29 protein-coding genes are annotated in these 26,582 nt (G+C 56.0%); 19 read left to right on the plus strand and 10 right to left on the minus strand.

Annotation, left to right across the window (positions count from 1 at the left end; translation table 11 throughout):
- Positions 1-50: 50 nt before the first annotated feature.
- The 8 genes from AB4090_RS12805 to AB4090_RS12840 all read right to left on the minus strand — a co-directional run bounded on the left by AB4090_RS12805 (position 51) and on the right by AB4090_RS12840 (position 7,627).
- A complete protein-coding gene (locus tag AB4090_RS12805) occupies positions 51-737 on the minus strand; it encodes a 4Fe-4S dicluster domain-containing protein (protein ID WP_369574276.1) in 687 nt (228 codons plus the stop codon).
- Between the two features lie 68 nt (positions 738-805).
- Positions 806-1,276: a DsrE/DsrF/DrsH-like family protein gene (locus tag AB4090_RS12810; RefSeq protein ID WP_369574277.1), complete on the minus strand. Its 471-nt coding sequence runs from the start codon at positions 1,274-1,276 to the stop codon at positions 806-808.
- 50 nt (positions 1,277-1,326) lie between these two features.
- On the minus strand, positions 1,327-1,557 hold the full coding sequence (locus AB4090_RS12815; protein ID WP_369574278.1) for a sulfurtransferase TusA family protein: 231 nt from the start codon (positions 1,555-1,557) through the stop codon (positions 1,327-1,329).
- A gap of 124 nt (positions 1,558-1,681) precedes the next feature.
- Positions 1,682-1,999, minus strand: coding sequence for a rhodanese-like domain-containing protein (locus tag AB4090_RS12820; protein WP_369574279.1), 318 nt, complete (start codon positions 1,997-1,999; stop codon positions 1,682-1,684).
- A gap of 71 nt (positions 2,000-2,070) precedes the next feature.
- Complete coding sequence (gene moaA, locus AB4090_RS12825) at positions 2,071-3,132, minus strand: GTP 3',8-cyclase MoaA (protein WP_369574280.1); 1,062 nt, start codon at positions 3,130-3,132, stop codon at positions 2,071-2,073.
- Positions 3,113-4,051, minus strand: a complete 939-nt coding sequence (locus AB4090_RS12830; protein ID WP_369574281.1) for a dimethyl sulfoxide reductase anchor subunit family protein — start codon at positions 4,049-4,051, stop codon at positions 3,113-3,115. Before AB4090_RS12830 ends, moaA begins: the two co-directional genes overlap by 20 nt.
- A 9-nt stretch (positions 4,052-4,060) precedes the next feature.
- Positions 4,061-4,750: a 4Fe-4S dicluster domain-containing protein gene (locus tag AB4090_RS12835; protein ID WP_369574282.1), complete on the minus strand. Its 690-nt coding sequence runs from the start codon at positions 4,748-4,750 to the stop codon at positions 4,061-4,063.
- 18 nt (positions 4,751-4,768) lie between these two features.
- Positions 4,769-7,627, minus strand: a complete 2,859-nt coding sequence (locus AB4090_RS12840) for a molybdopterin oxidoreductase family protein (protein ID WP_369574283.1) — start codon at positions 7,625-7,627, stop codon at positions 4,769-4,771.
- Positions 7,628-7,809: 182 nt separating this feature from the next.
- Here AB4090_RS12840 and AB4090_RS12845 point away from each other — a divergent pair, with 182 nt between their 5' ends.
- Positions 7,810-8,115 carry a hypothetical protein gene (locus AB4090_RS12845; RefSeq protein WP_369574284.1) on the plus strand — a complete coding sequence of 102 codons (306 nt, stop codon included), beginning with the start codon at positions 7,810-7,812 and terminating at the stop codon, positions 8,113-8,115.
- A gap of 50 nt (positions 8,116-8,165) precedes the next feature.
- Here the strand turns inward: AB4090_RS12845 and moaC are convergent, their stop codons facing one another.
- The gene (gene moaC, locus AB4090_RS12850; RefSeq protein WP_369574285.1) at positions 8,166-8,663 is read right to left on the minus strand and encodes a cyclic pyranopterin monophosphate synthase MoaC; all 498 of its coding nucleotides are present in this window, start codon (positions 8,661-8,663) and stop codon (positions 8,166-8,168) included.
- A 57-nt stretch (positions 8,664-8,720) separates the two neighbouring features.
- Here moaC and AB4090_RS12855 point away from each other — a divergent pair, with 57 nt between their 5' ends.
- The 18 genes from AB4090_RS12855 (at position 8,721) to AB4090_RS12940 (ending at position 25,517) form a co-directional block, all read left to right on the plus strand.
- Positions 8,721-10,238 carry a PhnD/SsuA/transferrin family substrate-binding protein gene (locus tag AB4090_RS12855; protein WP_369574286.1) on the plus strand — a complete coding sequence of 506 codons (1,518 nt, stop codon included), beginning with the start codon at positions 8,721-8,723 and terminating at the stop codon, positions 10,236-10,238.
- 34 nt (positions 10,239-10,272) lie between these two features.
- Positions 10,273-11,718, plus strand: coding sequence for an ATP-binding protein (locus AB4090_RS12860; protein ID WP_369574287.1), 1,446 nt, complete (start codon positions 10,273-10,275; stop codon positions 11,716-11,718).
- Positions 11,719-11,726: 8 nt separating this feature from the next.
- A complete protein-coding gene (locus tag AB4090_RS12865; RefSeq protein ID WP_369574288.1) occupies positions 11,727-13,094 on the plus strand; it encodes a sigma-54-dependent transcriptional regulator in 1,368 nt (455 codons plus the stop codon).
- A gap of 273 nt (positions 13,095-13,367) precedes the next feature.
- Entirely contained in the window at positions 13,368-13,751 is a 384-nt protein-coding gene (gene soxX / locus AB4090_RS12870; protein WP_369574289.1) for a sulfur oxidation c-type cytochrome SoxX, read from the plus strand.
- Between the two features lie 23 nt (positions 13,752-13,774).
- Positions 13,775-14,284 (plus strand): thiosulfate oxidation carrier protein SoxY, encoded by a 510-nt coding sequence (soxY, locus tag AB4090_RS12875; protein ID WP_369574290.1) that lies wholly within the window; start codon positions 13,775-13,777, stop codon positions 14,282-14,284.
- A gap of 39 nt (positions 14,285-14,323) precedes the next feature.
- Positions 14,324-14,659, plus strand: a complete 336-nt coding sequence (gene soxZ, locus AB4090_RS12880) for a thiosulfate oxidation carrier complex protein SoxZ (protein WP_369574291.1) — start codon at positions 14,324-14,326, stop codon at positions 14,657-14,659.
- Between the two features lie 65 nt (positions 14,660-14,724).
- A complete protein-coding gene (soxA, locus tag AB4090_RS12885; RefSeq protein WP_369574292.1) occupies positions 14,725-15,588 on the plus strand; it encodes a sulfur oxidation c-type cytochrome SoxA in 864 nt (287 codons plus the stop codon).
- Positions 15,589-15,637: 49 nt separating this feature from the next.
- The gene (locus AB4090_RS12890) at positions 15,638-16,168 is read left to right on the plus strand and encodes a DUF302 domain-containing protein (RefSeq protein WP_369574293.1); all 531 of its coding nucleotides are present in this window, start codon (positions 15,638-15,640) and stop codon (positions 16,166-16,168) included.
- A gap of 26 nt (positions 16,169-16,194) precedes the next feature.
- Entirely contained in the window at positions 16,195-17,922 is a 1,728-nt protein-coding gene (gene soxB, locus AB4090_RS12895) for a thiosulfohydrolase SoxB (protein WP_369574294.1), read from the plus strand.
- 210 nt (positions 17,923-18,132) lie between these two features.
- The gene (locus AB4090_RS12900; protein ID WP_369574315.1) at positions 18,133-19,173 is read left to right on the plus strand and encodes a rod shape-determining protein; all 1,041 of its coding nucleotides are present in this window, start codon (positions 18,133-18,135) and stop codon (positions 19,171-19,173) included.
- A 13-nt stretch (positions 19,174-19,186) separates the two neighbouring features.
- Complete coding sequence (mreC, locus tag AB4090_RS12905; RefSeq protein ID WP_369574295.1) at positions 19,187-20,020, plus strand: rod shape-determining protein MreC; 834 nt, start codon at positions 19,187-19,189, stop codon at positions 20,018-20,020.
- Positions 20,017-20,493: a rod shape-determining protein MreD gene (mreD, locus tag AB4090_RS12910; protein ID WP_369574296.1), complete on the plus strand. Its 477-nt coding sequence runs from the start codon at positions 20,017-20,019 to the stop codon at positions 20,491-20,493. The genes mreC and mreD overlap by 4 nt, the downstream gene beginning before the upstream one ends.
- Before the next feature lie 4 nt (positions 20,494-20,497).
- Entirely contained in the window at positions 20,498-21,601 is a 1,104-nt protein-coding gene (rodA, locus tag AB4090_RS12915) for a rod shape-determining protein RodA (RefSeq protein WP_369574297.1), read from the plus strand.
- A gap of 34 nt (positions 21,602-21,635) precedes the next feature.
- A complete protein-coding gene (locus AB4090_RS12920) occupies positions 21,636-22,790 on the plus strand; it encodes a D-alanyl-D-alanine carboxypeptidase family protein (RefSeq protein ID WP_369574298.1) in 1,155 nt (384 codons plus the stop codon).
- An 86-nt stretch (positions 22,791-22,876) separates the two neighbouring features.
- A complete protein-coding gene (locus AB4090_RS12925) occupies positions 22,877-23,143 on the plus strand; it encodes a DUF493 domain-containing protein (protein WP_369574299.1) in 267 nt (88 codons plus the stop codon).
- A complete protein-coding gene (gene lipB / locus AB4090_RS12930) occupies positions 23,140-23,784 on the plus strand; it encodes a lipoyl(octanoyl) transferase LipB (protein WP_369574300.1) in 645 nt (214 codons plus the stop codon). The genes AB4090_RS12925 and lipB overlap by 4 nt, the downstream gene beginning before the upstream one ends.
- Positions 23,784-24,722 carry a lipoyl synthase gene (gene lipA, locus AB4090_RS12935; RefSeq protein ID WP_369574301.1) on the plus strand — a complete coding sequence of 313 codons (939 nt, stop codon included), beginning with the start codon at positions 23,784-23,786 and terminating at the stop codon, positions 24,720-24,722. The genes lipB and lipA overlap by 1 nt, the downstream gene beginning before the upstream one ends.
- A 9-nt stretch (positions 24,723-24,731) precedes the next feature.
- Positions 24,732-25,517, plus strand: coding sequence for a YdcF family protein (locus tag AB4090_RS12940; protein WP_369574302.1), 786 nt, complete (start codon positions 24,732-24,734; stop codon positions 25,515-25,517).
- Here AB4090_RS12940 and AB4090_RS12945 read toward each other — a convergent pair.
- Positions 25,514-26,503, minus strand: a complete 990-nt coding sequence (locus tag AB4090_RS12945; RefSeq protein ID WP_369574316.1) for a L,D-transpeptidase family protein — start codon at positions 26,501-26,503, stop codon at positions 25,514-25,516. The two genes, AB4090_RS12940 and AB4090_RS12945, sit on opposite strands and share 4 nt — an antisense overlap.
- Between the last annotated feature and the right edge of the window lie 79 nt (positions 26,504-26,582).

The following is a 26,582-nucleotide window of genomic DNA, read 5'->3' on the forward strand; positions in this document are numbered from 1 at the left end:
CGCCCGGCTACCCCTTGCTGTGTCGTGTTCTCACTCATCTCCGTCACCTCTTAGTCGTTGTCGCCGTGGTTTTCCAACCAGTCTTCATAGTCTTCGCGCTTCTCATCAATGAAGTCTTCGATCACGTCGAAGAGATTTTCATCCATAGTCTCGAGAGACTTGAGCACGCCGGTCATTTCCCAAATGGTGTACATTTCCACCGAGGTCTTCAGCGAAACTTCCCAAGCGGTTTCGACGGTCTGCAAGGTGCGAACAGGAATCGCCTTACGCAACACGCGCAGATCACCTTCCACCTTCTGAATATTTGGACCCCAATCAGGGAAGTGGTCGGGCTGGATCATATCCGGGGACAACTGGTTGCCGGTGGTGATGAGTTTGAGCATTACGCGCCCGAAAGGCCGCAATACGTCTTTGGCGGACTGCATACCATGGCGAATCGAAACCTCGCGCATGATCATCACCAAACCACCCGGGGAATTCTTGAAGGGACAGCGTGCAGCACAGGTCATGCACTGCGCGCAGGCCCAAATCTTTTCCTGCATGGCGTCGTAGATCTGCTCCACGTTTTCCGTCCACAAGAGCTGGACGATTTCCCGCGGACTGTAATCGTAAAACTGTGCCGACGGACAGGTGGCGGTGCAGATACCGCAGTTAAGACAACCATTGAGTTCGTGATCGTAACGGAAATCCGCCCGAATCTCGTCGAACATCTCTTTCATTTCAGCGTAAGTCGCCATTTACTTGCTCCTCACTAGCAGTAGTAAGTCGATATCTGTCTGACCGCCACACCCCTGATCCGTTCCGATCAGATAAACAAGGTGATGTCGGACTCGCCCGCAAATTCAAAGAAGGCGGCCGCGCCACCCAGTTCGATGCCGTCGATAAAATCGGCGGTGTCGAATTCGAAAAGATCCACCGTCATTTGGCAGGCAACCATACGCACCTCGGCCTCAACGCACAGCTCGCGAAGCTCTTCCAAGCTTGCCACACCCTTCGCCTTCATCTTGCTTTTCATCATAGAGGTCGCCATCCCTTCCATTCCGGGCAGGACCATCATCAAGGTAGGCATGGGCACAGGCATCGGCATTGCAGGGTTGCCAAGCGGACTGACACGCAGGTGTCCCAAATCCTTTTTGAGCAGCTGCAAGCCATAAAAGGTGAAGAAGATTTCCACGCTATAGCCAAGCGCAGCGGCAGTGGAGGCGAGAATAAAGGGCGGATAGCCCCAATCTAGCGTACCTTTAGTGGCGACAATCGCCAGTTTCTTTTCATCCATAACTCACTCCTCGAAGCGCCAGAGCACATACCCCTGGCGCTGTAGGCTTATCAGGCCTTTTGAATGAAGAACACGAACTCGCCACCAGCCTCAGCATGGTCGAGCAGAGGGTTCTTGGTCTGCTTGGAGAACGCCTCGAAATCTTTGACTGCGCCGGGATCCGTGGCGACGATCTTCAGGACTTGTCCCGCATTCATTTCTCCCAGGGCCTTCTTGGTGCGCAGGATGGGAAGTGGGCAGTTCAGTCCACGGGCATCCAGCAGTTTGTCTTCTTGTACCATTGCAACCTCCACTCTCAAGTCAAACAGCAGCTAACGAATGTATCAGGATTTGCCCGTCAAGCAAGGCAAAGATTTTGATTTGTTGATTAGTTCCGCATATTTCAGCATATTCTTATACGCCAAACTAGACAATCGGGAAAGACCGGTTGGCCCAGCCCGAAATACCACCACGCAGGTTGAATACCTCACCAAAGCCCTGTGCGGCAGCAAATGCGCAGGCCTGCGAGGAACGTCCACCACTCAAACAATAGAAGACCACCGGGCTACCCTTATCGATCTCCGCCATGCTCATGGGTAGCAAATGCAAGGGAATGTGTTTGGCGCCGCCGATCATGCCGCGCGCGACCTCGGCAGGCGAGCGTACATCAATGAGGGTAAAAGCTTGCCCCTGCTCCTGCATTTCCTTTAATTGTTCGGCCGTAACTTCTTTGAAACCGTACATAATTCTCAGTCCACCCCATTGATCATATCCGCTTATGGTAGCATTCCTGCGGGGTAAAATTCTAATCTCAATCAGCCCCCAAGGCGCATCATAAATATTTTTGAAGAGCGATCGCGGTCTTGGGTGAAGACGTGGCGTTCTGGCTTATCTCGCCAGATGCCTTGTGCGATCGCTTCGCCCAGTTCCGCCACACTGGCACCTGCGCGGAGCAGTGGACGCAACTCCATGCCCGCCTCTTGGCCCAGGCAAAATACGACACGCCCGGTTGCTGTCAGGCGCACGCGGTTACAGGTGGCGCAGAAATTGTCGCTGATCGGCGTGATGAAGCCGATCCTTCCACGCCCTCCGGGCAGTGTGTAGCGCCGCGCCGGGCCTTGGTCGCGGCTACTGGCGAGGGGAAGCAGCGGGCCGAAGCTTGCCTCAATCTCCGCACGTGCGTCCGCGGCAGAGAAATAATCCTGGTCCTGACTGGAACTGCCAGCACTGCCAAGGGGCATGGTTTCGATAAAACGAATCTCTAGCTCCCGCGTAACTGCGTATTCTACCAGTTTAGCCAATTCGTCGCCGTTGACACCACGCAGCAGAACGACATTTAGCTTGATACGTGGTACGTTAGCTTCACGGGCAGCGTCGATACCCCGCAATACACGCGCTACATCGCCACCCCGCGTTACCTGCTGAAATTTTTCTGGATTGAGGGTATCCAGACTAATGTTGAGACTATTGAGTCCCGCCCGAGCCAGAGGTTCTGCCAAGCGGGCGAGCAGATAGCCATTGGTGCTGAGGCTGATTTTGCCGATACCAAGCTCTCGCGCGTACTCTACGTGCCGCAGTAGCTGCGGGTGGATAAGGGGTTCTCCCCCGGTAAAGCGCAGATGCTGCAGGCCTAGAGAATAAAAACAGCGCAGCACGAAATGTATCTCTTCTGGGCGAAGATGTTCTTCGCGCTCGAAATACGGGGTACCGGCCGCAGGGCTACAATACTGACAACGAAAATTACAATGCTCGGTCAGGGACAGCCGCAGATAGGTGATCCTTCTACCGAACTGATCCTTGAGCTCTGCCGAGCCGGGCATGCTAGTTAGCTGCCCAGCCGGGACTGCACAAGAGCGCTCAGCAGCGCTGGCGGCCATGATACAGGTTCACCACGTGCTGCGCTTCGACAAAGAACAGCCAGCGTTCAACACCAATACCAAAGACTATAGAAATGGCGGCAATCACGGCGGCCACTGCGGATTGATCGGCAAAGGCGAAGGCCAGCGCGATGATCGGCACGATGACCGCGAATATGTACATCATTACCTTGATAGCCCGCGCCTTGTCCCGCGCCAGCGTATGCCCGAACTCCTCGGTCAGGAAGGTACCAAAGGTATGTCCTTGATCCAGTATACGTACTGTGAAGCGGTTGAAGCCGGTCGCGGTACGAATGGTCGGACCAGAAGGGCGCGCGATCCAGAAGTAGTAAATGGCCTTCATCACCGCCACGGCCGCGATCAGCGCGATGGCGATACCAATGAAGACTCCTGCGCTTTCCTCAGTGACGACACGAATGGCTGCAAGCAAGGTCGCACCAATCGCGAGGCCCATTGCGTAAAAGTTGGCCGGGACGAGGGCAGTATTCCACTGACGAATCGTGCGCAGCACCGCGTAAATCATGCCCTGACAGAAAATCGTGGCAAGGCCGAGCAAGCCCGCAATACTCGCCAGAACGAGCCCCACCGCGCTTTCCGGCGCACCGGTCACAAAGGTCCAGACCAGGTAGGCAAAGGCAAAGGGATAATAGAGCACCGCAAACACGCCCTCACGTGCCAGCCAGGACGTGCGCCAGCGGGTAAAGGCGCGCCAGGCGTTTTTTGGGTTCGCCAAATGCGCGGTCGAAGACAGCATGCCAATGGTGACGAGGATCAAGGACAAAATGACCGCAACCAATGTCTGAATTGGATTCAGACCACCATCAATGTGCAGATCGTTGATGATGGCGACCAGCGCCATCAAACCAAAACCGCCCCCGGAAAACAGGGTAAGAAAAATAACTGCCAGTGCCGGATGCATAGCTTCTCCTTAGCGCTCCACCACGCGATTGACCCACTCCTTCACCTTTGCGCCAGCCTTCTTCAGGCCTTCCGTAGGGATAGGGGCATGCACCCGCGGCGGCAGATAATGGTTGCTTGGGTCATAGTTCAATTCGGGCATGAGCTGGTAACCACCACGCTCACGCACCGCCCGGCTAACCGGACTTTCGGGGTCGTCAAAGTCACCAAACATGCGTGCGTGAGCCGGACAGGTCAGCACGCAAGCCGGTTGGCGCTCTTCTTCGGGGATTTCCATGTCGTAGATACGATCGATGCAGAGGGTACATTTTTTCATCGTACCGGACACCCGATCCAGCTCACGGGCACCATAGGGGCAGGCCCAGGAACAATAGTTGCAACCCATGCACTTACTCTGGTCGACGAGAACAATGCCATCTTCTGGACGCTTGTGACTGGCACCCGTTGGGCAGACGGTGACGCACTCCGCATTTTCACAGTGCATACAGGACATGGGAAAGTTGACTGTCTTATTGTACGGGTATTCCCCAATTTCGTAGTGACGAATGCGATTGAACCACACCCCGGATGGCTTGGCGCCGTAGGGGTTATAATCCGTTAGCGGCGCTGTAGTGCCGCTGGTGTTCCACTCTTTACACGCGACTGCACAGGCATGACAACCAACGCAGGTGTCGAGATCGATGACTAATCCAAGTCTCATGACGCGCTCCTTGCCTACTCAGGACTTGAGATTGACGGGGTTGTGGGTGTGATAACGCAGCACGTCTGGTGCTGGGGTATCGCCAGGCAGCGGCTTCATGGTCGGGAAGGTGGGCCAGGTGCCCTCCTCGCCCGCTGCCGCCGGATAGATTTTCACCATCAGGTCATACCAGGCCGCTTGCCCGGTGATTGGGTCGGAGTTGGTCAAGCGTCGCTCCCCCTGCTTGGGTGGCAACAGCTCCGAAATCAGATGATTCATGAGGAAACCACGGGTGGCCTCGGCGGCGTCGGGCTTCAAGCCCCAGGCACCAGACTGTTTGCCGATGGCATTCCAAGTCCAAACGGTGTCTTCTTGGCAACCCTCAATGAGCTTCACCTGCACGCGGATCTTGCCATTGTGGCTTTCGACCCAGACCCAGCCCTTGTCCTTGATACCCATCTGTTCGCCACGCTGGCGATTCATGTACAGATAATTCTGCGCGATGATCTGCCGTAACCAAGCATTCTGACTATCCCAGGAGTGATACATCATCATCGGCCGCTGATTGACGGCAAAGAAAGGATATTCCTTTTTATCGATGCGCTGCTGCTCCAGAGGCTCGTAAAAGTCTGGCAGGGGATCAAAGTAGGTCGCCAAACGCTCGCGATCGACAGGGTCTTTGGGCATCGGACCATCGTAGAGACCCTGCCCGGCCAAACGGAAGCGTTGAAAGGTCTCGGAATACAATTCGATAACGATGGGATCTGCCGTGGGGTTGAAACCAACCCGTTGCGCCAGTTCCAGATACTCCTTATTCGCAAAACGATAGAAGCGCTGCGACTTGGGCAGGTGGTACTGGAAGAAGCCCTGATTTTCGATGTAGCGATCCCATTGATTGGGATTCGGCTCACCGCGCAGATGTGATTCCCCGTCCTTGCCGCGCCAGCCCGCCAGAAAACCGATTCCTGGCGCGCGCTCGTAATTGGTAATGAAGTCCTTATAACCACTGAATTTAGGCGTGCCATCTTCCTTGGTGAAGGCGGGTAGCTTCAAGCGGCCACCCAACTCCACCATCACGTCTTGCCACGGCCGCACATTGCGGTCGGGCTTGAGAATCGGATGGCGAATAGAGTCGCAAATGGCATCCGGCTCGGAGATGGGACGGTCGAGCAGCGAGATGGAATCGTAGCGTTCGAGATACGTGGTATCCGGAAGAATCAGATCACCAAAGTTCACCATCTCCGAGTGGAAGGCATCGATAACCACTAAGAACGGGATCTTGTACTCCCCGTCGTCATCCTTGGCCTTGAGCATCTCCTGCACATTGGCCGTATTCATGGTGGAGTTCCAACTCATGTTGGCCATGAAGAAAATCAGGGTATCGATGCCGTAGGGGTCTTTGTTGACCGCGTTGGTGATCACCATATGCATCAAGCCATGGTTGGCGATCGGCGCCTCCCAGGAATAGGCCTTGTCAATGCGCTTCGGATTACCATTTTCGTCGATGACGAGATCCTCTGGCGCCGTCGGGAAACCGAGGGGCAGGGATTTGAGCGGCGTATTGGGCGCACTATGCTGTGCCGGCTTGTTTGGCGGTGGCACTGGCTTGGGATACGGCGCCTTGGAGCGGAAACCACCGGGGCAGTCAATCGTGCCCAGCAGGATCTGCAGCAAATGAATGGCGCGTGCCGCCTGCATACCGTTGGAGTGCGCTGAGATACCGCGCATGGCATGCATGGATACGGGCCGACCAATAAACTTGTCGTGCTTGCGGCCTGCCCAGTCGGTCCATTCAACTTCAATCTCAATGCTTTCCTTGAAGGCGACGTGGGCCATTTCCAGCGCCAGACGTTCGATGGTTTCAGCCGGAATACCGGTGATCTTACTGGCGTTGGCAGGGCTGTAGCGATCGTCAAGATAACGCTCGGCAAGGATAGACATGACAGTGCGCACGGGGCGGCCATCGGCGGTCTGAAATTCACCAAAGAGCGCGGCCTTGACACCTGGCTGCATGCCGTTGACGAAGGCTTGCTGTTCGAGGTCCCAGACCATGGGATGCCCTTCGGCATCACGCCAGATCAGCCCGTCGCCTTTTTGACCCGGGGTATTCACTACCAGGAATGGAGAATTGGTGTAGCGGAGCAAGAAATCCCAATCGAACTGCTCGTTTTGCAACAATACATGCACCATCGCCAGGGCAAACAAGCCGTCAGTGCCCGGACGGATAGGTACCCACTCGTCGGCGATAGCTTGGTAGCCGGTGCGCGCGGGATTGATACCAACAAACTTGCCGCCGTTGCGCTTGAGCTTTTCCAAGCCAATCTTCATGGGGTTAGAGGAATGGTCTTCGGCAACCCCCCAGAGCATGAAGTATTTGGTGCGGTCCCAATCCGGGTCACCAAACTCCCAGAAGGCATGCCCGAGCATGTAGAGGCCCGCAGTAGCCATATTAACGGAACAGAAGCCGCCATGTGCGGACCAGTTCAGGGTGCCGAACTGCTGCGCCCAAAGCCCGGTAAGCGCCTGCATCTGATCGCGACCGGTGAAGTAGGCGAGTTTGTCGGGGTCGGTAGCACGAATGTGCTCAAGGCGTTTGGTCAGGGTGTCGAGGGCTTCATCCCAAGAAATTTCTTCAAATTCGCCCGCACCACGCTCGGTACCAGGTTTACGCCGCAGCGGGTTGCGCAGCTTACCCGGGGAATACTGCTTCATGATCCCGGCAGAGCCTTTGGCGCAGAGCACCCCTTGATTGATCGGATGGTTGCGGTTGCCCTGGATAAAACGCACCTTGTTGTCTTCTACGGTGACCTTGATACCGCAGCGACAGGCACACATGTAGCAGGTGCTGTATTTGATTTCCTGCTTCTTGTGATCCTCGAACTCCATGACCGTAGCCATCGCCTAACCTCTCTAAAATTTTAAGGAATGCTCGCCCGTTGGCAAGGTAGCCGAGAGATGGTCGCCGAGCCCCGGCGATAAAGCAACTCAGCTTTTTTGATTTTGTAATAAGGGGTGCTTATTTGCCTACGCGAATCAAAGCGGATAAGTTCATCCGGTCCTGAAATGTGTGGAGACAGCAGATGAATCGTAGCGACTTCAAAGAACATACGCGGATTACCGTCACTTGGAAAGATAACGAAGGTAAACTGCGCCCCGGCAATTTCTATGTTTACGCCTTGTTGAAGGACGCGATGATCGTTCGCGCCACCGACAAGGACGGCCTGCTGCGCAAGTTGGCGTTTCCCAATGTGCTGCGCATCGTCAAGTGCCAAGATGTTGCGCCGCAGGATCGCTACATGATCCCGGATGAGATTTTGAAAGAAAGTAACTGGAAGGACCGCGATGTGATGGTGCGCTACAGCTCCTCACCGCACCGCGGCAAGTAAGACTTCAGCTATACCCTCAAGGGAGGTGCTCATCCGAGCATCTCCCCAATTTATTTTTCCGGGCTTGCGTCACGCTCCCACAGCCCAGACTTACCCCCCTCTTTCCGAACTAAGCAGATATCACCAAGCAACATCCCCCGGTCGATGGCCTTACACATATCGTAAATGGTCAACAGGGCGACGCTTACCGCAGTGAGTGCCTCCATTTCTACCCCGGTCTGCCCCTGGCAACGCACCTCGGCTGCGCAGAGCACCTGGCTCGACTCCGCATCGATCACAAAGCGCAGCTCTACCCCAGTCAAGAACAGTGGGTGTGCCAAAGGGATCAACTCGGCGGTCTTTTTGCTCGCCTGGATCGCAGCGATCCGCGCCACGGCCAAGACGTCTCCTTTGCGCATATCGCCAGCCCGAACGCGCTCCAAAGTTGCCGGAGCCATACGAATCGCGCCGCGCGCCACTGCACGCCGCAGGGTGACGGGCTTCGCGCCCACTTCGACCATCCGCGCCTCACCATTGTGGGTGAAATGGGTCAATTGTTCCTCATTCATTGAATATTGGCACTCCTTTTGCTTACCTTACTGCAATTACCTAGCCGCTGGTCCTACATGCGTTCACGACTCTTCTTCTTGGGCATTTGCCTCAGCCTGCTGCTTTGTCCCCTGCAAAGCGTGGCGGACTTGCGCTTTCTCCTGCCGCCGGTGAGTAGTCCTGCAGTCATGTTTGCGGCCTTCCAACCACTCGCCGCGCAATTGCAAAAAACGCTCGGCGAACCGATCAAACTGAGTTTTAGTGCGGATCTTCACCAATTCTACCTAAAGGCTGAAGAAAAACGAGCACAAATCGTCTTACTCTGCCCTATCGCCTACTTAAAGGTCGCCCATAGCAATCCCTACATCCCCCTCGCTGGCCTAGCTCCCCCTCCCGGAGGCGAGTACAGTGTGATCGTCGTGCGCAGCGACAGCCCCATCCACAACGTATTGCAACTACGCGGCAAGTCTTTCATTTTGGGAAATCCCGCCTGCGCGGCGTCGGCACTGGTCCCCCTATCCCTGCTTGATGCCGCAGGAATCAAGCGCTCACAACTTAGCGAATTACGGCAAGGCGGCAGCGACAGCAATGCGCTGATGGACGTAGCCGCGCGCTTCTATGATGCCACGGCCGTTGCGGAAAATATTGCGGCACCATACCTCCGTGCCGGCACGTTGCGGGTGATTGCCCGCAGCACCGTTGGGCCCGGCGACCTTATCGCCGCTTCCGCAAATGTCCCCGTACAACAGCGTCAAGCCTTGCGCCAAGCGTTGCTGGATCTGGCCCAGCAAGATCCCGTAGCACTATCCGCGATACACGCCCTCGCAACCAAATTTGTTCCCGTTTCTCCCGGTACCTATGGGCCATTACGCAGCTTGTATGCCGATCTCTACGGCGACGATTTGTCCCCGCAGGTGCAACGCCCGCGTTGGCGCTTGGGCATACCGCCGGCGTTTTCGCCCTTGACGGCGGCGCGCCTGTTTCAGCCCCTACGTATGGCTCTGGAGCAAGCCACTGGCATGGCAATTGAAATTTCCTTGCCGAGCAATGAACGCCAATACCTGCAACAACTCAAGACTGGACGCTACCAGTTTGCACTCTTGAGTCCGCTGATGACCCAGGCAGCGCAGAGTGTCGTACATCCGCTGGCAACCCTGGTCCCGGATTCTGGTTCATCTGGTTTGGCACTAGTGCGCATTGCCGGCGCGCGGGAGCCCTCCGAGCGGCTCCGCATCGCGTATGGGAGCCCATACTGCAGCGCCAAAACCCTGATCGCGGATGAAGTCGCCAAAGTTGCAGCCGGCAAAAGCGTAAATTGGTGGCCGGTAGACTCAGAACGCGCGGTGTTCACAGCGCTGGGCAGTGGCCAGGCTAATTGGGGGATTGTCCGCAGTGCAACCGTGGATAGTCTCGCTGCCTCCATGCCGCACACCTGGCAAATCGTCGCCCGCGGGGGGCCAGCGCCAGCTTGGAATCTGGTCGCCAGCAAAGAGATTGCGCGTAAGCAGCGCGCGCAAGTTCGCGGCGATTTAGCTACACTCCCCGAACAGGCCTTGGCGGCCGCTGGCTTTCGGGAGATTGATGTACGGCCATGATCACCACTAATGCAACCCTAGCGCCAAACGTGCTGTGACACCGGCTGTTCCCCACCTCTGGCAACGCCTGACTTGGCGCAGCAAGAGCATGGCCTTGGTCGTGTTTCTGATTGCCATGATTTATCTGCTGATTGCGGCCTTTCTCTATACCTCGGTGCGTGCGGACTTGACGAGCCAGGTGCAAGCGGAAATTCGCCATCTTACGGACAGCATTGCGACATCGGCGGCCAATCCTTTGCTCCTGAAAGATGCAGGACACCTTGCTCAGCTCGCGCAAAGTGATAACTCTTTGGTGTCTTCCGTACTCATTGTCGATCAATCAGGCACTGTGGTTGCGAGTAGTGATCTTGCGCAAGTGGGCACTCGGATACCCGCCGAGGCGGTTGAGATACTGCCCAAAAAATATACCTACTCCGCCGCTATCATTGCCGGTAACCAGCGCCTCGGCACCGTTTGGCTGCGGAGCAATGCCGCAGAAATCAATCATCTCATCGCTAAAAAATTGGAACACACCACCAGCCGCTTGCTATTTCTGGGAATCAGCACCGCAATCATTGGCCTGATCGGTGCCTACCTGGTCAGCCTTGCCATCACCCGTCCTGTATCGCGCCTCATGCACGAAATGGAGGCCATCGAACGCCAGCTCGGTATCCGCGATGACCCAAGAACAGAAGAGGAAGACGAATATCGCGACGAACTACACCACCTTGAGCTCGCCTTTCGTTCGCTGGGCACACGCTTGCGCGAGCACCTGTTGGAATTGCGCAAACTTAACCAGCGCCAGCAGGCGATGCAGTGCATGGTGACTATCGGCCAAATGTCGTCGCAGGTCGCGCACGAGATCCGCAACGCTTTATCTTCGGTGCGCGGCGCGGCGCGCTACCTCGTGCGCTATGATGATCGCGACAACCGGGAGGAATTTTTACAGATCATTGAAGAAGAGGTGCAGCGCCTCTACGATATGACTCAGGGGTTTCTCGATTTTGGCCGTAGCTATGATGCACACTTCGAGACACAGGAGCTCTGCGCCTTCCTGCAGCGCTGTATACAAAGACATCGGACAGATTTTGATGCCCACGCGATCGCCGTGACCCTGGATTGCACAGCGAGTCTGCCGGTGCGCTTTGATGCGTCTCTTCTGGCGCAAGCAATGAGCAACTTACTGCTCAACGCCTGCGATGCAGTACCGGCACAGGACGGCACGATTCATGTCAGTGCCCACGCCACTGGCGACGGCGTTGAAATCCGCGTCAAAGACAATGGAACGGGAGTGCCAGAGGCGCAATGGGGAGAGATTTTTAAGCCTTACGTCACAAATAAGACAAAAGGGAGTGGACTTGGGCTGGCGGTTGTCGCCAAAATCATGATGGCACACGAGGGCGCTGTAGAGTTGAGTCAGACGCAGGGACAAGGGGCCTGCTTCGTACTTCATCTCCCGCACCTAACAAAAAATCGAGCGGGAATCATACACGAGGGCTGAGGGGTGGCATGGATACACAAATTCTAGTCGTAGAGGATGAGCGCAACCTGCGCCGGGTCCTAGCTGCCATCCTAGGTGCCGAGGGATTTGCCGTCCTTGAGGCGGAATCTGGCGAAGAGGCCTTGGAACTGCTGCAAACGGAAAGCCCGTCGCTTATTCTCAGTGACCAGCGTCTACCGGGGATGCCGGGCGTGGAACTCTTGCGCCAGGTGAAGAGGCTACGCCCCACGATTCCCGTCATTATCAGTACCGCCTATGGCGAGATTGATCAGGCGGTGGAAGTAATCAAAGCCGGTGCGGAACACTACCTTACCAAACCCGTAGATGAGGGCGAGTTGCTTGCCTTGATCCGACAAATTTTAGAACGCGGCGGGCGCCACATTCCACCTCTGCGGCAAACCCCCAAACGTCATGGTTTGATCGGCGTAAGCCGAGCCATCGCCCAGCTTCTCGAAACCATTGACCTCGTCGCACCCGCTCCCTCCAACGTCTTGATCAGCGGCGAATCGGGTACTGGCAAGGAATTGGTTGCGCGCGCGCTGCATGACGCCTCACCACGCGCCAACCAACCGTTTGTGGCCTTCAACTGCGGCGCGATCCCTTTGGAGCTGGTCGAGAGTGAAATTTTTGGTTACGAGCGCGGTGCATTTACCGGCGCGGTGCGTAGCCAGGCCGGCAAACTGGAGGCAGCGGCAGGCGGCACCTTGTTCCTCGATGAAGTCGGCGATATGCCCTTGCCCATGCAAGTCAAACTCTTGCGCGCCCTACAAGAACGGGAATTTACGCGTCTGGGCACGCACCAGCCCATCCACCTGCAAGCGCGCATCGTCGCTGCCACCCATATCGATCTGAAACAGGCAATACAGGAAGGGCGTTTTCGCGAGGATCTATACTATCGCTTAAATGTCATTCCCTTGCACATTCCTCCACTGCGGGAACGCCGCGCCGACATCGCCCCCTTGGTAGCACACTTTCTCGAAAAGATCTGCCAAGAGATTGGGCGTCCCAAGGTAGAGATCGACAGTGATGCCTTGGCCGCTCTGGAGGGCTACTCCTGGCCGGGCAACATCCGCCAACTGGAGAATCTTCTCGAGCGCAGCGTGGTGCTGACGCGACAGAATAGTATTGGTCGCCGCGATCTGCCAGCCGAGATCCGCGAGCAGGAATCGAGTAGCGAAGGGAATCCTTCCAGCCCGTTCGATCTGCCCGCCATCGAACGCCAAACAGTGCTTAGTGCGCTGGAAAAAACCCGTTTCAATCAGAGCCAAGCTGCTGTATTACTGGGAATTAGCCGCAAACAATTGCGCACGAAGATGAAGAACATGGGCTTGTTGGCAGATCAGGCTGGAGAGGAAGACGGCTTTGACGGTGACTAGCCATCTCTGTGCCTTTCGGCACAGCAGAACCCCGGCACTGGTCCGGGGTTTTTTGTTTGTCGTTGCACCGAGATCACCTTCCACGCCATTTCCCCTATTTTTGCGATCTTGGTAAGCAACTGAATTTACAAATATTAGGGAAATTTTACCAGAAAGGCTGGATGATCATTCCGTACGACTGATCCGTAATAAACACACAAGGCATAGCTGGCACGAAAACTGCTCAGTAAGGGGGCACCGGGCAAGAGCCCGGGCAGCACCACAGGAGTAGTTATGAACGCTCACAGACGCACACGCGCGGGGATTCTTACTGGCCTAGCCGGCGCCCTCTTTTTGGTCGCCACTGCCGCCAGTGCTGCCCCAGCGGTCAATAATATTGAAGCTGGTCGCGCCTTGGCCTTTGATCGGGCTAAGGGAAACTGCTTGGCTTGTCATGCCCTTCCTGGCGGTACACAAGCGGGCGATGTTGGCCCGGCCCTGCCGATGAAAGGCGTGACCTTTCAACAAATGTTCCAGACTAAGGAGAAATTGGTTGCCTTTCTGTCGGACCCGGAAAAGCTCTTTCCCTATGCCAACATGCCGGAGTTTGGGAAAAACAAAGTTCTGACCCAGCAGGAACTGGAACAGATTGCTGACTATCTCTGGTCGTTGAAATAAATCATCCGTTTAGGAGTGTAACCATGAAGCAAATGCAACGTAGACAATTCCTCGGTACTGGCGTGACTGCCGCTGCCGTGGCCGCCGTCGCTGGTACCGGCTTGTTGCGTGCCGGTAATGCCTTCGCCGACAATGTCGCTGGCTGGCCAGCCAAGGCCTTCGATGCCAAGGTCCTAGACGCGGCGATGACCGATTCCATCGGCAAAACCAGCGTCCCCGTTTCGCCTAAGGTTTCTCTAAAGGCTCCCACCATTGCCGAGAATGGCGGCGCCGTTCCGGTCACGATCGAAGTCGATTCGCCCATGACTGCCGACGATTACATTGCCACGGTCTGGCTCTTCGTCGATCACAACCCCACCCCGCTGGCGAGCCAATTCAATTTCACCCCTGCCTGTGGCAAGGCTTATATTCAGGAACGTATCAAGATGGCGAAAACCGACAATGTTCGGGTCATTGCCAAGACCAATAAAGGGGAACTAATGGCCTCGGCACCCCGTGAAGTCAAAGTCACCATTGGCGGCTGCGGCGGCTAATTTTTCCTCTTTTTTTCATTTCGTAAGGAGTTACATACCATGGCAGCAGCACTTGGCAATCCGATGATCCGCATGCCCGGTAGCGCAAAGAAGGGAGAGATTGTGGAGGTTCGCTCCCTAATCATGAACCCCATGACTACCGGTCTCAGCAAAGACAAAAAAACGGGCAAATTGATCCCCGCGCATTTTATTCAAACGGTGACCATCACCTTCAACGATAAACCGCTTCTGGATATCGACTGGAGCACTGCAGTAAGCGCCAATCCGTATCTGGCGTTCAAGATGCGCGCCGAAGAGAGCGGTACTGTGAAAATGACCTGGAAAGACAATAGCAACGGTACCTGGAGTGCAGATTCCAAGATCACCGTGAGCTAAATATGCCGTAGAGCGCAGTGTTTATCGCACTGCGCTGATTTCCATAAAAAGGGAGGGAAATCGCAATGAAAAAATGGATCGTATCCATTGCCGCAGTCGCACTTGCCGGAAGCAGTGCCGTGGCCAACGCGGTCAACTGGTGGGACCTGGGCAATACCAAGGTTGGACCAGAGCAGACACTGCAACAGTTTCATGAGTATTTCAAGCAGCAATTCCCCAATATGCCATTGGAGAAGTATGCCCTGGGCGGCTATGCCTTTAGTCCCCAGCTCTATGCCCAATATCAGGAAGCGATGCAGTTCAACCCAGGCGATTTGACCCTCTCGGAAGGAAAAAAGCTCTGGGACAGCAAGTTCAAAAATGGCAAGACCTATGCCAGCTGCTATCCGAACGCTGGCAAAGGCGTCGCCGCTCACTATCCCATTTTCGACAACAAAACCCGGAGCGTCGTGACGATTGGTATGAGTCTCAATGCCTGTCGTAAAGCGAATGGCGAGGCGCCATTACCCTATGGTAGCCAAGACATGATTGCCTTACAGACCTACCTCGGTTCACTCTCCACTGGCATGCCGGTCGACGTGCAGGTGAAAGGTCCTGGGGCCGTCAAGGCATTTGAAGAAGGCAAAGCCTATTTTTTCATGAAGCGCGGACAGTTGAACTTCTCCTGCGCCTCCTGCCATGTTGCCTATGCGGGCAAATATTTGCGCGACCAGATCATTTCTCCCGTAGTTGGCCAAAGCGCGCATTTCCCCACCTATCGTGCGGCTTGGTCTGCGGTCAATACCTTGCAAAAACGTATGGAGGGCTGCGACAAGAAGGTAGGCGCACAACCGGAACAATTGGAAAGTGTAGATTATCGTAATCTGGAATATTTCATGAGTTATCTCAGTAACGGTATCAAGATGAACGTACCCGGTTACCGGCCATAATGCAGGGTATTTTTTCCTGACAAAAATTGTAGCCCCAGAGGAGTCTTCTATGTTTCGCATTTCATCCCTCTGGGCGATCCTGAGCGTTGGCCTAGCCAGCGCTGGTTTCGCCTGTATCGCCAACGCCGCACTTGTCGCAGCGCCTGTTTCCGGCATGCCCAAGATCAATACCGATTCTCCTTTATATGTCGTAAATGTCGACCAAGGGGTCACTCCGGCGGAGATCAAGCTCGGTATCAGCAGTGGAGCCGAGTCGGAAAACATGAATGTGGTCGGCAGCCTGGACGTCCAGCAGGGCTTGCAGGAACGCGGCATCAAAAGCAACACGCCCTATGTGATTTATGAGGTGTGCAATCTCGTGCTGGGGTCAAAAATTTTAACCAGCAGTCCCGAATTCGGCGCCTTTGCGCCCTGCAAAATTGTCATGTATCAGAGCCACGGGCAATTAAAACTCTTGACCTACCTGCCCACCTACGCACTGCGCTATTTCCCAAAAAATGCTGAGGCGGAAAAGGTAGCAAAGGAACTCGACAAACAAATCATCACGGTAATGAAACAGGCGAAATCTGGCGGCCTGTAAACAAAAATTGGGGAGGTAATCGTACCATGCAACTAGGTAGAAGAGATTTTTTGCAACTTTTGGGAGTAGCCGGAGCAGGTGGTTTTTTTGCGCCGGGTGCCATTCAGGCGGCCTGGGGTAGCGACAAAGACCCCTATGATATTCCTGCCTACGGCAATGTGACGTTGCTGCACATGACGGACTCGCACGCGCAACTGCTACCGGTCTGGTGGCGGGAGCCGGATACGAACATTGGCGTTGGCCCGGTGCTCAACCAAACGCCGCATCTGTGCGGCAAATGGATGCTGGATTATTACGGGCTGGCACATAGTGGACGCGATGAGTATGCCTATTCGTGCTTGGATTACGATACCTTGGCCAAGCACTATGGGAAAATTGGCGGCTACGCCCATATTGCCACGCTGGTAAAGCGCTACCGGGAGCAGCTCGGTAACCGGGCACTCTTGCTCGATGGCGGTGATACCTGGCAGGGCTCAGCCACCTCTCTCTGGACCCAGGGCGAGGATATGGTCGGCGCGCAAAACCTGCTCGGCGTCGACGATTTTGTTGGGCACTGGGAATTCACCTATGGGCAAAAACAGGTCGAATATCTGGTCAAGAATAAATTGAAGGCGAAGTTTTTGGCCCAGAACGTGTTCAGCAATACCTGGCAGGAACCGGTCTTCCAACCCTATCAGATCCACGAAATCAGCGGTCAACGCATTGCGGTCATTGGTCAGGCCTTTCCCTTCACCCCCATCGCCAATCCTGGTTATATGATTCCTGACTGGGGCTTTGGTATTCACACCGAGCACATGCAAAAGATGGTGGATGAGTGCCGCAACGACAAACATGCTGATCTCGTTGTCGTCCTTTCGCACAACGGTGCCGACGTCGATAAGAAGATGGCTTCACTGGTCAAAGGCATCGACATTATCCTGGGAGGGCACACCCACGACATCATGGGTCCCAAGCCTTTTCAGGTAAACCAGACCCTGATCATCAACACCAGTACCAACGGCAAGGTTTTGGCACGCTTTGATCTCGACGTTGGCAAGGGCAAGTTGAACGGCTGGCGCTTCCATTATCTCCCCGTGTTCTCCAATCTCATCCCGGCCGATGCCGAGATGACAAAATACATTGACGGCGTGCGCAAGCCTTATTTGGAGAAGCTTCAGCAGCCCTTGGCCACTACCGGCAGCCTGTTGTACCGGCGTGATAACTTCAACGGTACCTTCGATCAACTCCTCTGCGATGCTCTGCGCGCCGAGATGGATTGTGAGGTCTCCTTCTCGCCCGGCTTCCGTTGGGGCTACTGCAAGTTACCTGGGGAGACGATCACCATGGAAGACGTGATGGGGCAAACGGCCATCACCTATCCCCAGGTTACGGTCAACAACTATACCGGCGAGCAGATCAAAAACATCATGGAGCAGGTGGCGGATAACATCTTCAACCCCAACCCCTATTACCAACAGGGCGGCGACATGATCCGGGTGGGTAACATCCAGTATGATTTCAACCCCGATGAAAAGATCTACCACCGTATTAGCAATTTGCGTATTGGTGGCAAACTCGCCAGCGCGAGCAAAAAATACAAGGTCGCGGGCTGGGCGGCCATGCAACCGGTAGAAGGGAAGCCGGTCTGGGAAGTCTTTGCCAGCTGGCTGCAAAGTCAGAAGCACGTGGAAGTAAAAAAAGTCGATCTGCCGGTGCTGAACGCCGACATGCGCAGCAACAAAGGCATTGCTTTCCCAAAAACTTACAAGTTGTAACGTGGTATAGCGGTAACGAGCGGGACTCTGCCGGCCATCAGGCCGGCTTTTTTGTAGTCAAATTACTACAGTTTCAGTCGCTTAGAGGTTCTTGGGCTTTGCCATAGCTCATGTTAGACTGGCCCAACATTTTTTGGACCGCTGGTTATTCAGGCGGGCAAACAACAGCGACGGCTTCTGGATTCCCACATGCAGGATCACAACTAAATGATATTCAAGCGCTTTCTCGGACTGTTTTCGAGCGACCTTGCAGTCGATCTCGGCACGGCAAACACCCTGATCTACGTACGCGGCAAAGGCATTGTCCTCTCGGAACCGTCCGTAGTGGCTATCCGTATCGGTCGCCACGGTGCCGACCGACGCACCCAGGCCGTCGGCGAAGAAGCCAAACGCATGTTGGGGCGCACTCCGGCTAACATCATTGCCATCCGCCCATTGAAAGATGGCGTCATCGCCGACTTCCAAATCACCGAGGCGATGCTCAAACATTTCATCAAACGCGTCCATCCTCAGCGTTTTTTGAGTCCCAGCCCACGTATCATCGTCTGCGTACCCTATGGTGCAACACAGGTAGAGCGCCGCGCCATTCGCGAATCGGCGCAGAGTGCCGGTGCCCGGGAGGTCCATCTCATCGAAGAACCCATGGCCGCAGCAATTGGCGCGGGTCTGCCGGTTGCCGAACCAACCGCTTCTATGGTCGTGGACATTGGCGGTGGTACCACCGAGGTCGGTGTGATTGCCTTGGGCGGTGTGGTTTACTCGCAAAGCGTACGTGTGGGTGGCGACAAGATGGATGAAGCTATCGTCAATTACATCCGCCGTAACTACGGCATGTTGATTGGTGAAAGTACCGCCGAAGAAATCAAAAAGAATATCGGCTGTGCGTACCCTCTGAGCGAAACCCTGACCATGGAAGTTCGTGGGCGCAATCTTGCCGAAGGCGTGCCGCGCACCTTCAGCATCTCCAGTAACGAAATCCTCGAAGCCATGCAGGAGCCGCTCGGCGCGATCGTCGGCGCAATCAAACTGGCGTTGGAGCAGACGCCACCGGAGCTCGCTGGCGATATCGCCGAGCGCGGTATGGTGCTCACGGGTGGCGGCGCCCTAGTGCGAGATCTTGATCGTTTGATCATGGAAGAGACTGGCCTACCGGTCATCGTGGCCGAGGACCCGCTCACCTGCGTTGCCCGCGGTGGCGGTCGAGCGCTCGAGGAATTGGAGCGCTTAGGCGAGGTATTCGCAGAAGAGTGAACGCGGGCCGCTAATGTCTGCCATGTCGCTTACCCGTCCGCTTCCCTCGCTGTTGCGCTTCGTCCTCCTTGCCGCAATCAGCATAGGATTGAGTTTTTACAGCGTTGAGCATCCGAGCCTGCAACAACTCGGCCTGAATTTGGCGCGACCCATGCTGTGGCTCAATGGCCAGTTAAACGACGCATGGTCAGCCAGCAGTCAGTATTTGCAGGGGCAAGCGGCACTGCAGAAAGAGAACTCGGTGCTCCGGCAACGCGTGCGCGCCCTGGAAACAGAAAACCTGGCATTACCAGTATTACGTACGGAAAATCGTCAGCTTCTCGCCCTGCTCGATAGTTTCCCTACGGCACCCGGGCGCGTGGCGGTGGCACAGATCGAGGCACAGAACCTCCTTGCCGGCAATCAGCAAATCACCATCAATTTAGGCTCTGCACAAGGGGTCTATATTGGCCAGCCCGCCCTCGCACCCGGTGGAGTGGTTGGGCAGGTAGTCGTCGTAAGTCGCGATAATGCCAGAATCAGCTTATTGTCGGATCTGTCCAGCTCTATTCCCGCACAACCCCTAGGGGGTGATCAACCCCTCCTTGTCGACGGGCGGGGGAATTTACAAGCATTGTCCGTACCCTTCCAGCCGCGGGACACAAAACTTGCACCCGGTACGGAACTGATAACTTCCGGACTGGGTGGCCGTTTCCCTCCGGGCCTGCCTTTGGGTGTGGTGGAAGCGGTCCGACGCACGAGTAGTGGACCTTTTGCTCAGGTAGTGGTTCGTCCAAGTGCCAACCTTGCGGCGCTAAGTACGATTCTGTTGCTTTGGCCGCAAACCCGCCATTCGTCGCATCAATGAAGGCAGGTGCCCTAATTGTTGGCTTTGTTTTGGCCTTCTTTACGGAATCTTTGCCGCTGGGACCCTTATACGTGCAGTTGCATCCCGATTTTGTGGCGCTGCTCATCCTCTACTGGGCCCTAAGCAGCAGCCAGGCATTAAGCTATGTTGCCATCTGGCTTATTGGTCTAGTACAAGATTTACTTCTCGGTGATTTGCTCGGCGCCCAGGCAATCTCTCTCGTTCTGATGCTGGTACTACTCTACACTTGGATAAGCCGCGTACGCAGACTCCCGCCGTGGGAACAGCTTTTTTTTATCTTCTTTCTGCTCCTCGCCCAACGCGTCAGCGCTTGGCTTTGGCAGCTCTGGGTCGTACCGATCGCTTGGCACAACTCTCTCCTTCTCGGACCAGCGCTAGGCGCCGCGCTCTGGCCTTTGTTAACCTATCTCCTCGACCAACTGCAACGCCACTGGCCGCAACGGAGGGGATAGGCAGATGAACTCCAGCAATTGGCCACAACGTCTGAGCCAGATCATCGGCCACATCGACCCGGCCTTGATGACTGGCATCTTGCTGCTGATGGGGACCAGCCTCGCGGTGCTCTATAGTGCCAGCCAACAGAATCTCCATGTCGTCTGGGCGCAACTCCTGCGCTTTATCATTGGCATTGGCGTCATGATTGTTATTGCCAATACCCCGCCAGAGCGCTTACGCGCCTGGGCTCCGCCCCTGTACCTCCTGGGTATCGTACTGTTGATGCTTACCCTCGTCATCGGCGAAACCAGTATGGGGGCCAAGCGCTGGTTGGGTTTTGGCCCACTGAGTTTTCAACCCTCAGAATTGGTCAAACTCGCTCTCCCCCTGATGCTCGCCTTTTACTACTCCCAGGTGGAGGACGTGCGCCTGTGGCGTCCTACTATCATCGGCTTTGTCCTGATTGGCGTGCCCTTTCTCCTCATCGCCAAGGAACCCGATCTCGGCACAGCGGTGCAAATCGCCGCCGCCGGCCTCTTTGCGATGTGGCTGGCGGGGGTCCGACGACGTTGGTTCTTCGCTCTGATTCTGCTCGCTGCAATTAGTGGCCCCGTCCTCTGGCATTTTTTGCATGGTTATCAGAAAGAACGCATTCTCACCTTCCTCGATCCGCAGCGCGACCCTTTGGGCGCTGGCTACCACATCATCCAGAGCATGATCGCTATTGGCTCGGGCGGCATCTTTGGCAAAGGCTGGTTTCACGGTACCCAAGTCAACCTGGATTTTTTACCTGAGGCGCAAACCGATTTTGTCTTTGCCGGGTTTGCTGAGGAGTTCGGCCTGGTGGGCGTGCTTTTGCTCATGGCGGTATACTTGCTTATCGTGCTGCGCGGCCTGGTCATTGCCTTTGAAAGTCGCTCTCGTTTTGGCAAACTCTTGGCAGGCACCTTGAGTCTTACCTTTTTTCTGTACGTTTTCATCAACATGGGAATGACCACTGGGATTTTGCCGGTCGTCGGTGTACCTTTGCCACTCATCAGCTACGGCGGCACGGCCATGCTGACCTTCCTCGTCGGTTTGGGTATTCTCATGTCGATTCACTCGCATCCCCGTCTTCACGACTGATTTCACCTTCATTAGCAGGATTTTCATGCCCTACATGCGTACTCTCATTGCGTCTCTTCTGGCTCCCACACTCCTGGCAGTCTCCACGCTAGCCCTAGCGGTAACACCTACACCACAGCTACCCATTCCACCAGCACCGACATTACCCAATGTCGCAAGCTACGTCCTGATAGATTATCAAACTGGACAGGTCATCGCGGCGAAAGACCCAGATCTGCGACGCGCACCAGCCAGCTTGACGAAATTAATGACGGCGTATCTCACCTATCAAGCGATTGCCGATGGGAGCCTGCGCTTGGAGGAAACCGTCCCCGTCTCGGACACCGCGTGGAAGACTGGTGGTTCGCGGATGTTTTTGCAGCCACACCTGCCAGTCACGGTGGATCAACTGCTGCACGGATTACTGATTGATTCTGGTAACGATGCGGCAGTCGCCCTCGCACAGAACGTAGGAGGCAGCCAAGAAGCCTTCGTCACGCTAATGAACAGCGCCGTCGCGCGATTGCACTTGCAGTCGACCCATTACAGCAATGTGGACGGCTTGCCCGATGACAATCTCTACACCACGGCCTTCGATGTTGCGCGCCTCTCGCGCGCTCTGATCGAGCAATATCCGCAAGTCCTGCAGATTACCAAACTGAAGTCCTACACCTACAATAAAATCACGCAACGCAGTTGGAATCCCGTATTGTTCCGTGATCCTAGCGTCGATGGCCTAAAAACCGGGCTCACCGATGCCTCAGGTCATTGTATTGATGCCACGGCGCAGCGTAATGGACGGCGCCTCATTGCCGTCGAGATGGGGGCGCCAAGCTGGTCTTCGGGTACCGACGCCATCGAAGCCCTGCTCAACTATGGTTACCGCTTCTACCAGAATCAGCAATTGGCTCCCGCCGGCAAACAGGTGGGGGTTGCTTCCCATACCACTTGGTCGCCGATGCAGGTGCCGGTGACCGTAGCGCGGACACTGGTGGTGACCGTTCCCCATGGTCGTGGTGCAGATGTACAAACCCACCTGGTTTGGGATTCAAAGGTGCAAGCACCCTTTGCCAAGGGCACGGTGCTGGGGCAGCTAGAGGTTACCCTGGATGGCAAAACCTTGCGCAGCGTCCCAGTCATTGCCAGCACGGGCACGAGCAAGGCATCCTGGCTCGGGCAACTGTGGCACCGTGTACGTAGCGCCATCTGAGGCTGGGGACTTCACCTAATGCCGTAGAAGCACTACCATGCAAGCATTGATGCCTCGGGCAGTACGAGGCGCGACGAGGAGTAGCCATGGACGCGCCAAGTGAAGCGCCAGAAGACTTTCCCCATATCCACCACGTGAAGGCCATCGGTCAACACGATGATCTGCTGCAAGCGATGCGTGAGGCTCTCGTGGCTCATGCGCCGGATCTGCCACTGGAAGCGTTTAGTGTCCGCGTCAGTGGCGGTGGCAAGTACAGCGCCGTCACCTGCTCGCTGAGGGTCGACAGCGCCGAGCATCTACAAGCCATCTACGCAGCGGTACAGGAAATCGATGGGGTGATGATGTGCCTATGAATCCATCTGAACCCATTTCTGTGCGCTGCTGGCCAGGGCTTTTGCCTTATTTCACCGTACTTGATGCCATGCGTGAGTTCACGCGCCAGCGGGATGAAACGACGCGGGATCAAATCTGGTTGTTGCAGCACCCCCCGGTCTTCACGTTAGGACGCAACGCCGATCCTGCCGACGTGCTTGATCCCGGCCCCATTCCCGTAATCCGCAGTGACCGCGGCGGCAAGGTGACCTACCATGGACCGGGGCAATGGGTAGCCTATCTGCTCATTGATCTCGCACGCTGCGAGTGGAATGTGCGACAACTGACTCGCGCTATGGAAAGTGCGGTGATTCACCTGCTCGCGCAGCACAGCATAAGCGCCGAGGCACACCGCGAAGCGCCAGGCGTGTATGTGCGTGGGGCCAAAATTGCCTCCCTTGGACTGCGCATACAAAAGGGCCGCAGCTATCACGGCTTGAGCCTGAATACTGACATGGACCTCAGCCCTTTCCAGCGTATCCACCCCTGCGGTAGCCCTGGCCTGGAGGTCACCCAAGTGCATACTCTCTGCCCTGAACTGCGCTCTGAAACGGTTGCACAGGAGCTGCTAAACAGTCTTTCTATCGCCCTGGAGCGCCCGCTAGATAAGGGAGGCAGCTAATGGCAGCCGAACGCGGAGAGGAAAAGGTCCGCCGCAATCCCGTGCCTATTCCAGTAGTCGCCGAGCACGCCCCACGGCAGCCGAAGCCCGCGTGGCTACGGGTGCGCTCCCCGTTAAATCCGCGCGTGGATGAACTGAAAGCGATCCTACGGCAGGCGAATTTGCACACTGTCTGCGAAGAGGCTTCTTGCCCCAATCTGGGAGAGTGTTTTGGTGGCGGTACGGCTACCTTTATGATCCTCGGCGATCTTTGTACCCGACGCTGTCCCTTCTGTGATGTTGCCCACGGCCGTCCTCAAGCGCCAGACCCAGAGGAACCCGAGCACCTGGCACAAACCGTAGCCCAAATGGGGTTACGCTTTGTCGTCGTTACCTCCGTCGATCGCGACGACCTGCGTGACGGTGGTGCCGGCCATTTTGCTGCGGTAATCGGCGCCCTGCGCCAGCAATGTCCAGAGCTGCAGATAGAGATCCTAGTACCGGATTTCCGGGGGCGCTTGGACAAAGCCCTGGACGCACTCGCGCAATGCCCGCCCGATGTCCTCAACCACAACCTGGAAACCGTGCCCAGGCTCTATGCCCAAGCGCGCCCGGGAGCGGACTACCACCACTCCCTAGAACTTTTACGGCGCTATGGGGAGCGGCACCCGGCCATACCGACCAAATCCGGCCTCATGCTGGGCCTCGGGGAGGAGATTGATGAGATTATCGAAGTGATGCGCGATCTGCGCAGCGCTGGCTGTTCCCTGCTCACCCTCGGACAATATCTGGCACCCTCGCGCCATCACCATCCCGTCGAGCGCTATGTCGCACCAGAAGAATTTTCCCGACTGGAGCATATAGGACTGGAAATAGGCTTTCGCCACGTGGCAGCAGGGCCGTTAGTTCGCTCGTCTTACCATGCTGAACATAGCTTTCGCGAGTGGTCTACCGACTGACGGTAACGCGTGACTCCGATCTACCTTCTCAGTCTCGGCTCCGCCCTCGTTCAGCCGCCGGGTATTTTTCTCCTGATTGCGGGTATTGGTCTCTTACTCAGTACCCTGCTCGGCTGGCACTGGTTCGGCAGAACCGTCATATTACTTGCCCTGCTTGGCATCTATTTTTGTGCCACACCGATTGGCGCACGCCTTCTCTTGCAACCTTTGGAAGACCAATATCCAGCGCTGCTCCAGCCGATTAGCGGCAAATCTGCGCCGCAAGCCATCGTTGTGCTTGGCGGTGGGGAGATTGTCGACCCCGGCCGTGCCATTCCAGAAATGGCAAACGCACGCACCCTAATGCGATTACAAGCGGCTGCCACACTCGCGCAGGAAGTAGACCTTCCCCTAGTACCCAGCGGCGGTGCCCCGAGTTTTGGGGCGCCGAGCGAGGCGGCGACCATGGCCGCGTTGTTGCGAAAAAGTTTTCATGTCGACAATCCCATCTGGCTTGAGGGGAAATCGTACAACACGGCCGCCAACGCAAAAGATAGCGCCGCGTTGTTGCACCAACACCGCATTCGTCGGATCTACCTAGTCACTTCTGCCGTACACATGCCGCGGGCTATGGCCTGGTTTCGCCACTATGGACTAATTCCAACGCCGGTACCCTGCGACTACCGAATGGGCCAAGCTGCGCCCCTCTCGTGGCAGTCGTGGCTACCGCGCGCGATTTATGAAGAGATCAGCAGCGAGGCCATGCACGAATATGTCGGGCTGCTCTGGTATCGCTGGCGCACACGGCAGTTTTAGCTGGGCTTCTGCCCTGGCAGATAGACTTTCACGTTGATCTGATCGTTGTTTGCGGCACTTGCCAAAGGCAACGGTGGCGGTACGGCAGCCCCGTTAGCGGAAGGACCATAGGGCGCATAGGCGTAAGGCTTCGCAGGCAAGGCCTGGGCTAACGTCGCATATGTCGGCGAATCCTTACCGATAGGCAGGGCGACGGTGTTGTGCTCGGCGACCATGCGCCGCACGCGCGCCCAATCAATCGCTTCATGAAGGTGATTGACCACCATGAATTGCTTGATCGCCACCACAGCGCGCTGCAGATCCGTCAACCCCCCTTTGTGATAGGCATGCAAAGGCTTGTAGCACTGTAGATAAATCTGCCCATTGCGCTCCCCCACCATATTCGGTTCATCCACCAAACGTACAGACGTTCCCTCCGGCACCATGGGGAAGAGTTGCGCCACATTCTCCGGATACATCTGAAAGCACCCCTGGCTGGAACGCATACCTATACCCCAGGGATGATAGGTTCCGTGGATAAAAATCCCCGAAAGACCCGTCTCCATCGCCAACTCACCCATGGGGTTTTCTGCACCTGGAGGCCAATACCAGGGGATGTCCATGTGAAATTTCTTTTCAAACCAAGCATGGATATTCTTGGGAACATTCCAGGCCGGCATCTTGAATTTTTGAATGATGCTGGTAGTGGTCAGGCTTTCTTTCCAGCCGGGCAAAAATACCCCTACAGGATAGGTGAACACCACGCCTCGACCACCCGGAAAGTAGTACAGACGCCGCGCGGGGATGTTGACGATGATCCCCGTCCAAGGACCCTGAGGGAGCACGTATTCATTGGGAATAACGACCTTACTGGCCTGCCCAGGCAGCCAGGGGTTCACCCCCGGGTTAGCGCCGACCTCCTGATTATAGCCAATATCGTAGAAGCGACCGATATCGAGCAAGGTATCATCGCGATGACTGGTAACGGCCTGCAAGTTACCCACCATATTGCCGTGCTGCGGCAAGGGAAACACGGTGGCAGAGGCAGCGAGTGGCGCCAGCGCGGCGAGGCTGGCGAGAAAAATC

The sequence above is a fragment of the Acidithiobacillus sp. IBUN Pt1247-S3 genome (assembly GCF_041146875.1).
Classification (GTDB): Bacteria; Pseudomonadota; Gammaproteobacteria; order Acidithiobacillales; family Acidithiobacillaceae; genus Igneacidithiobacillus.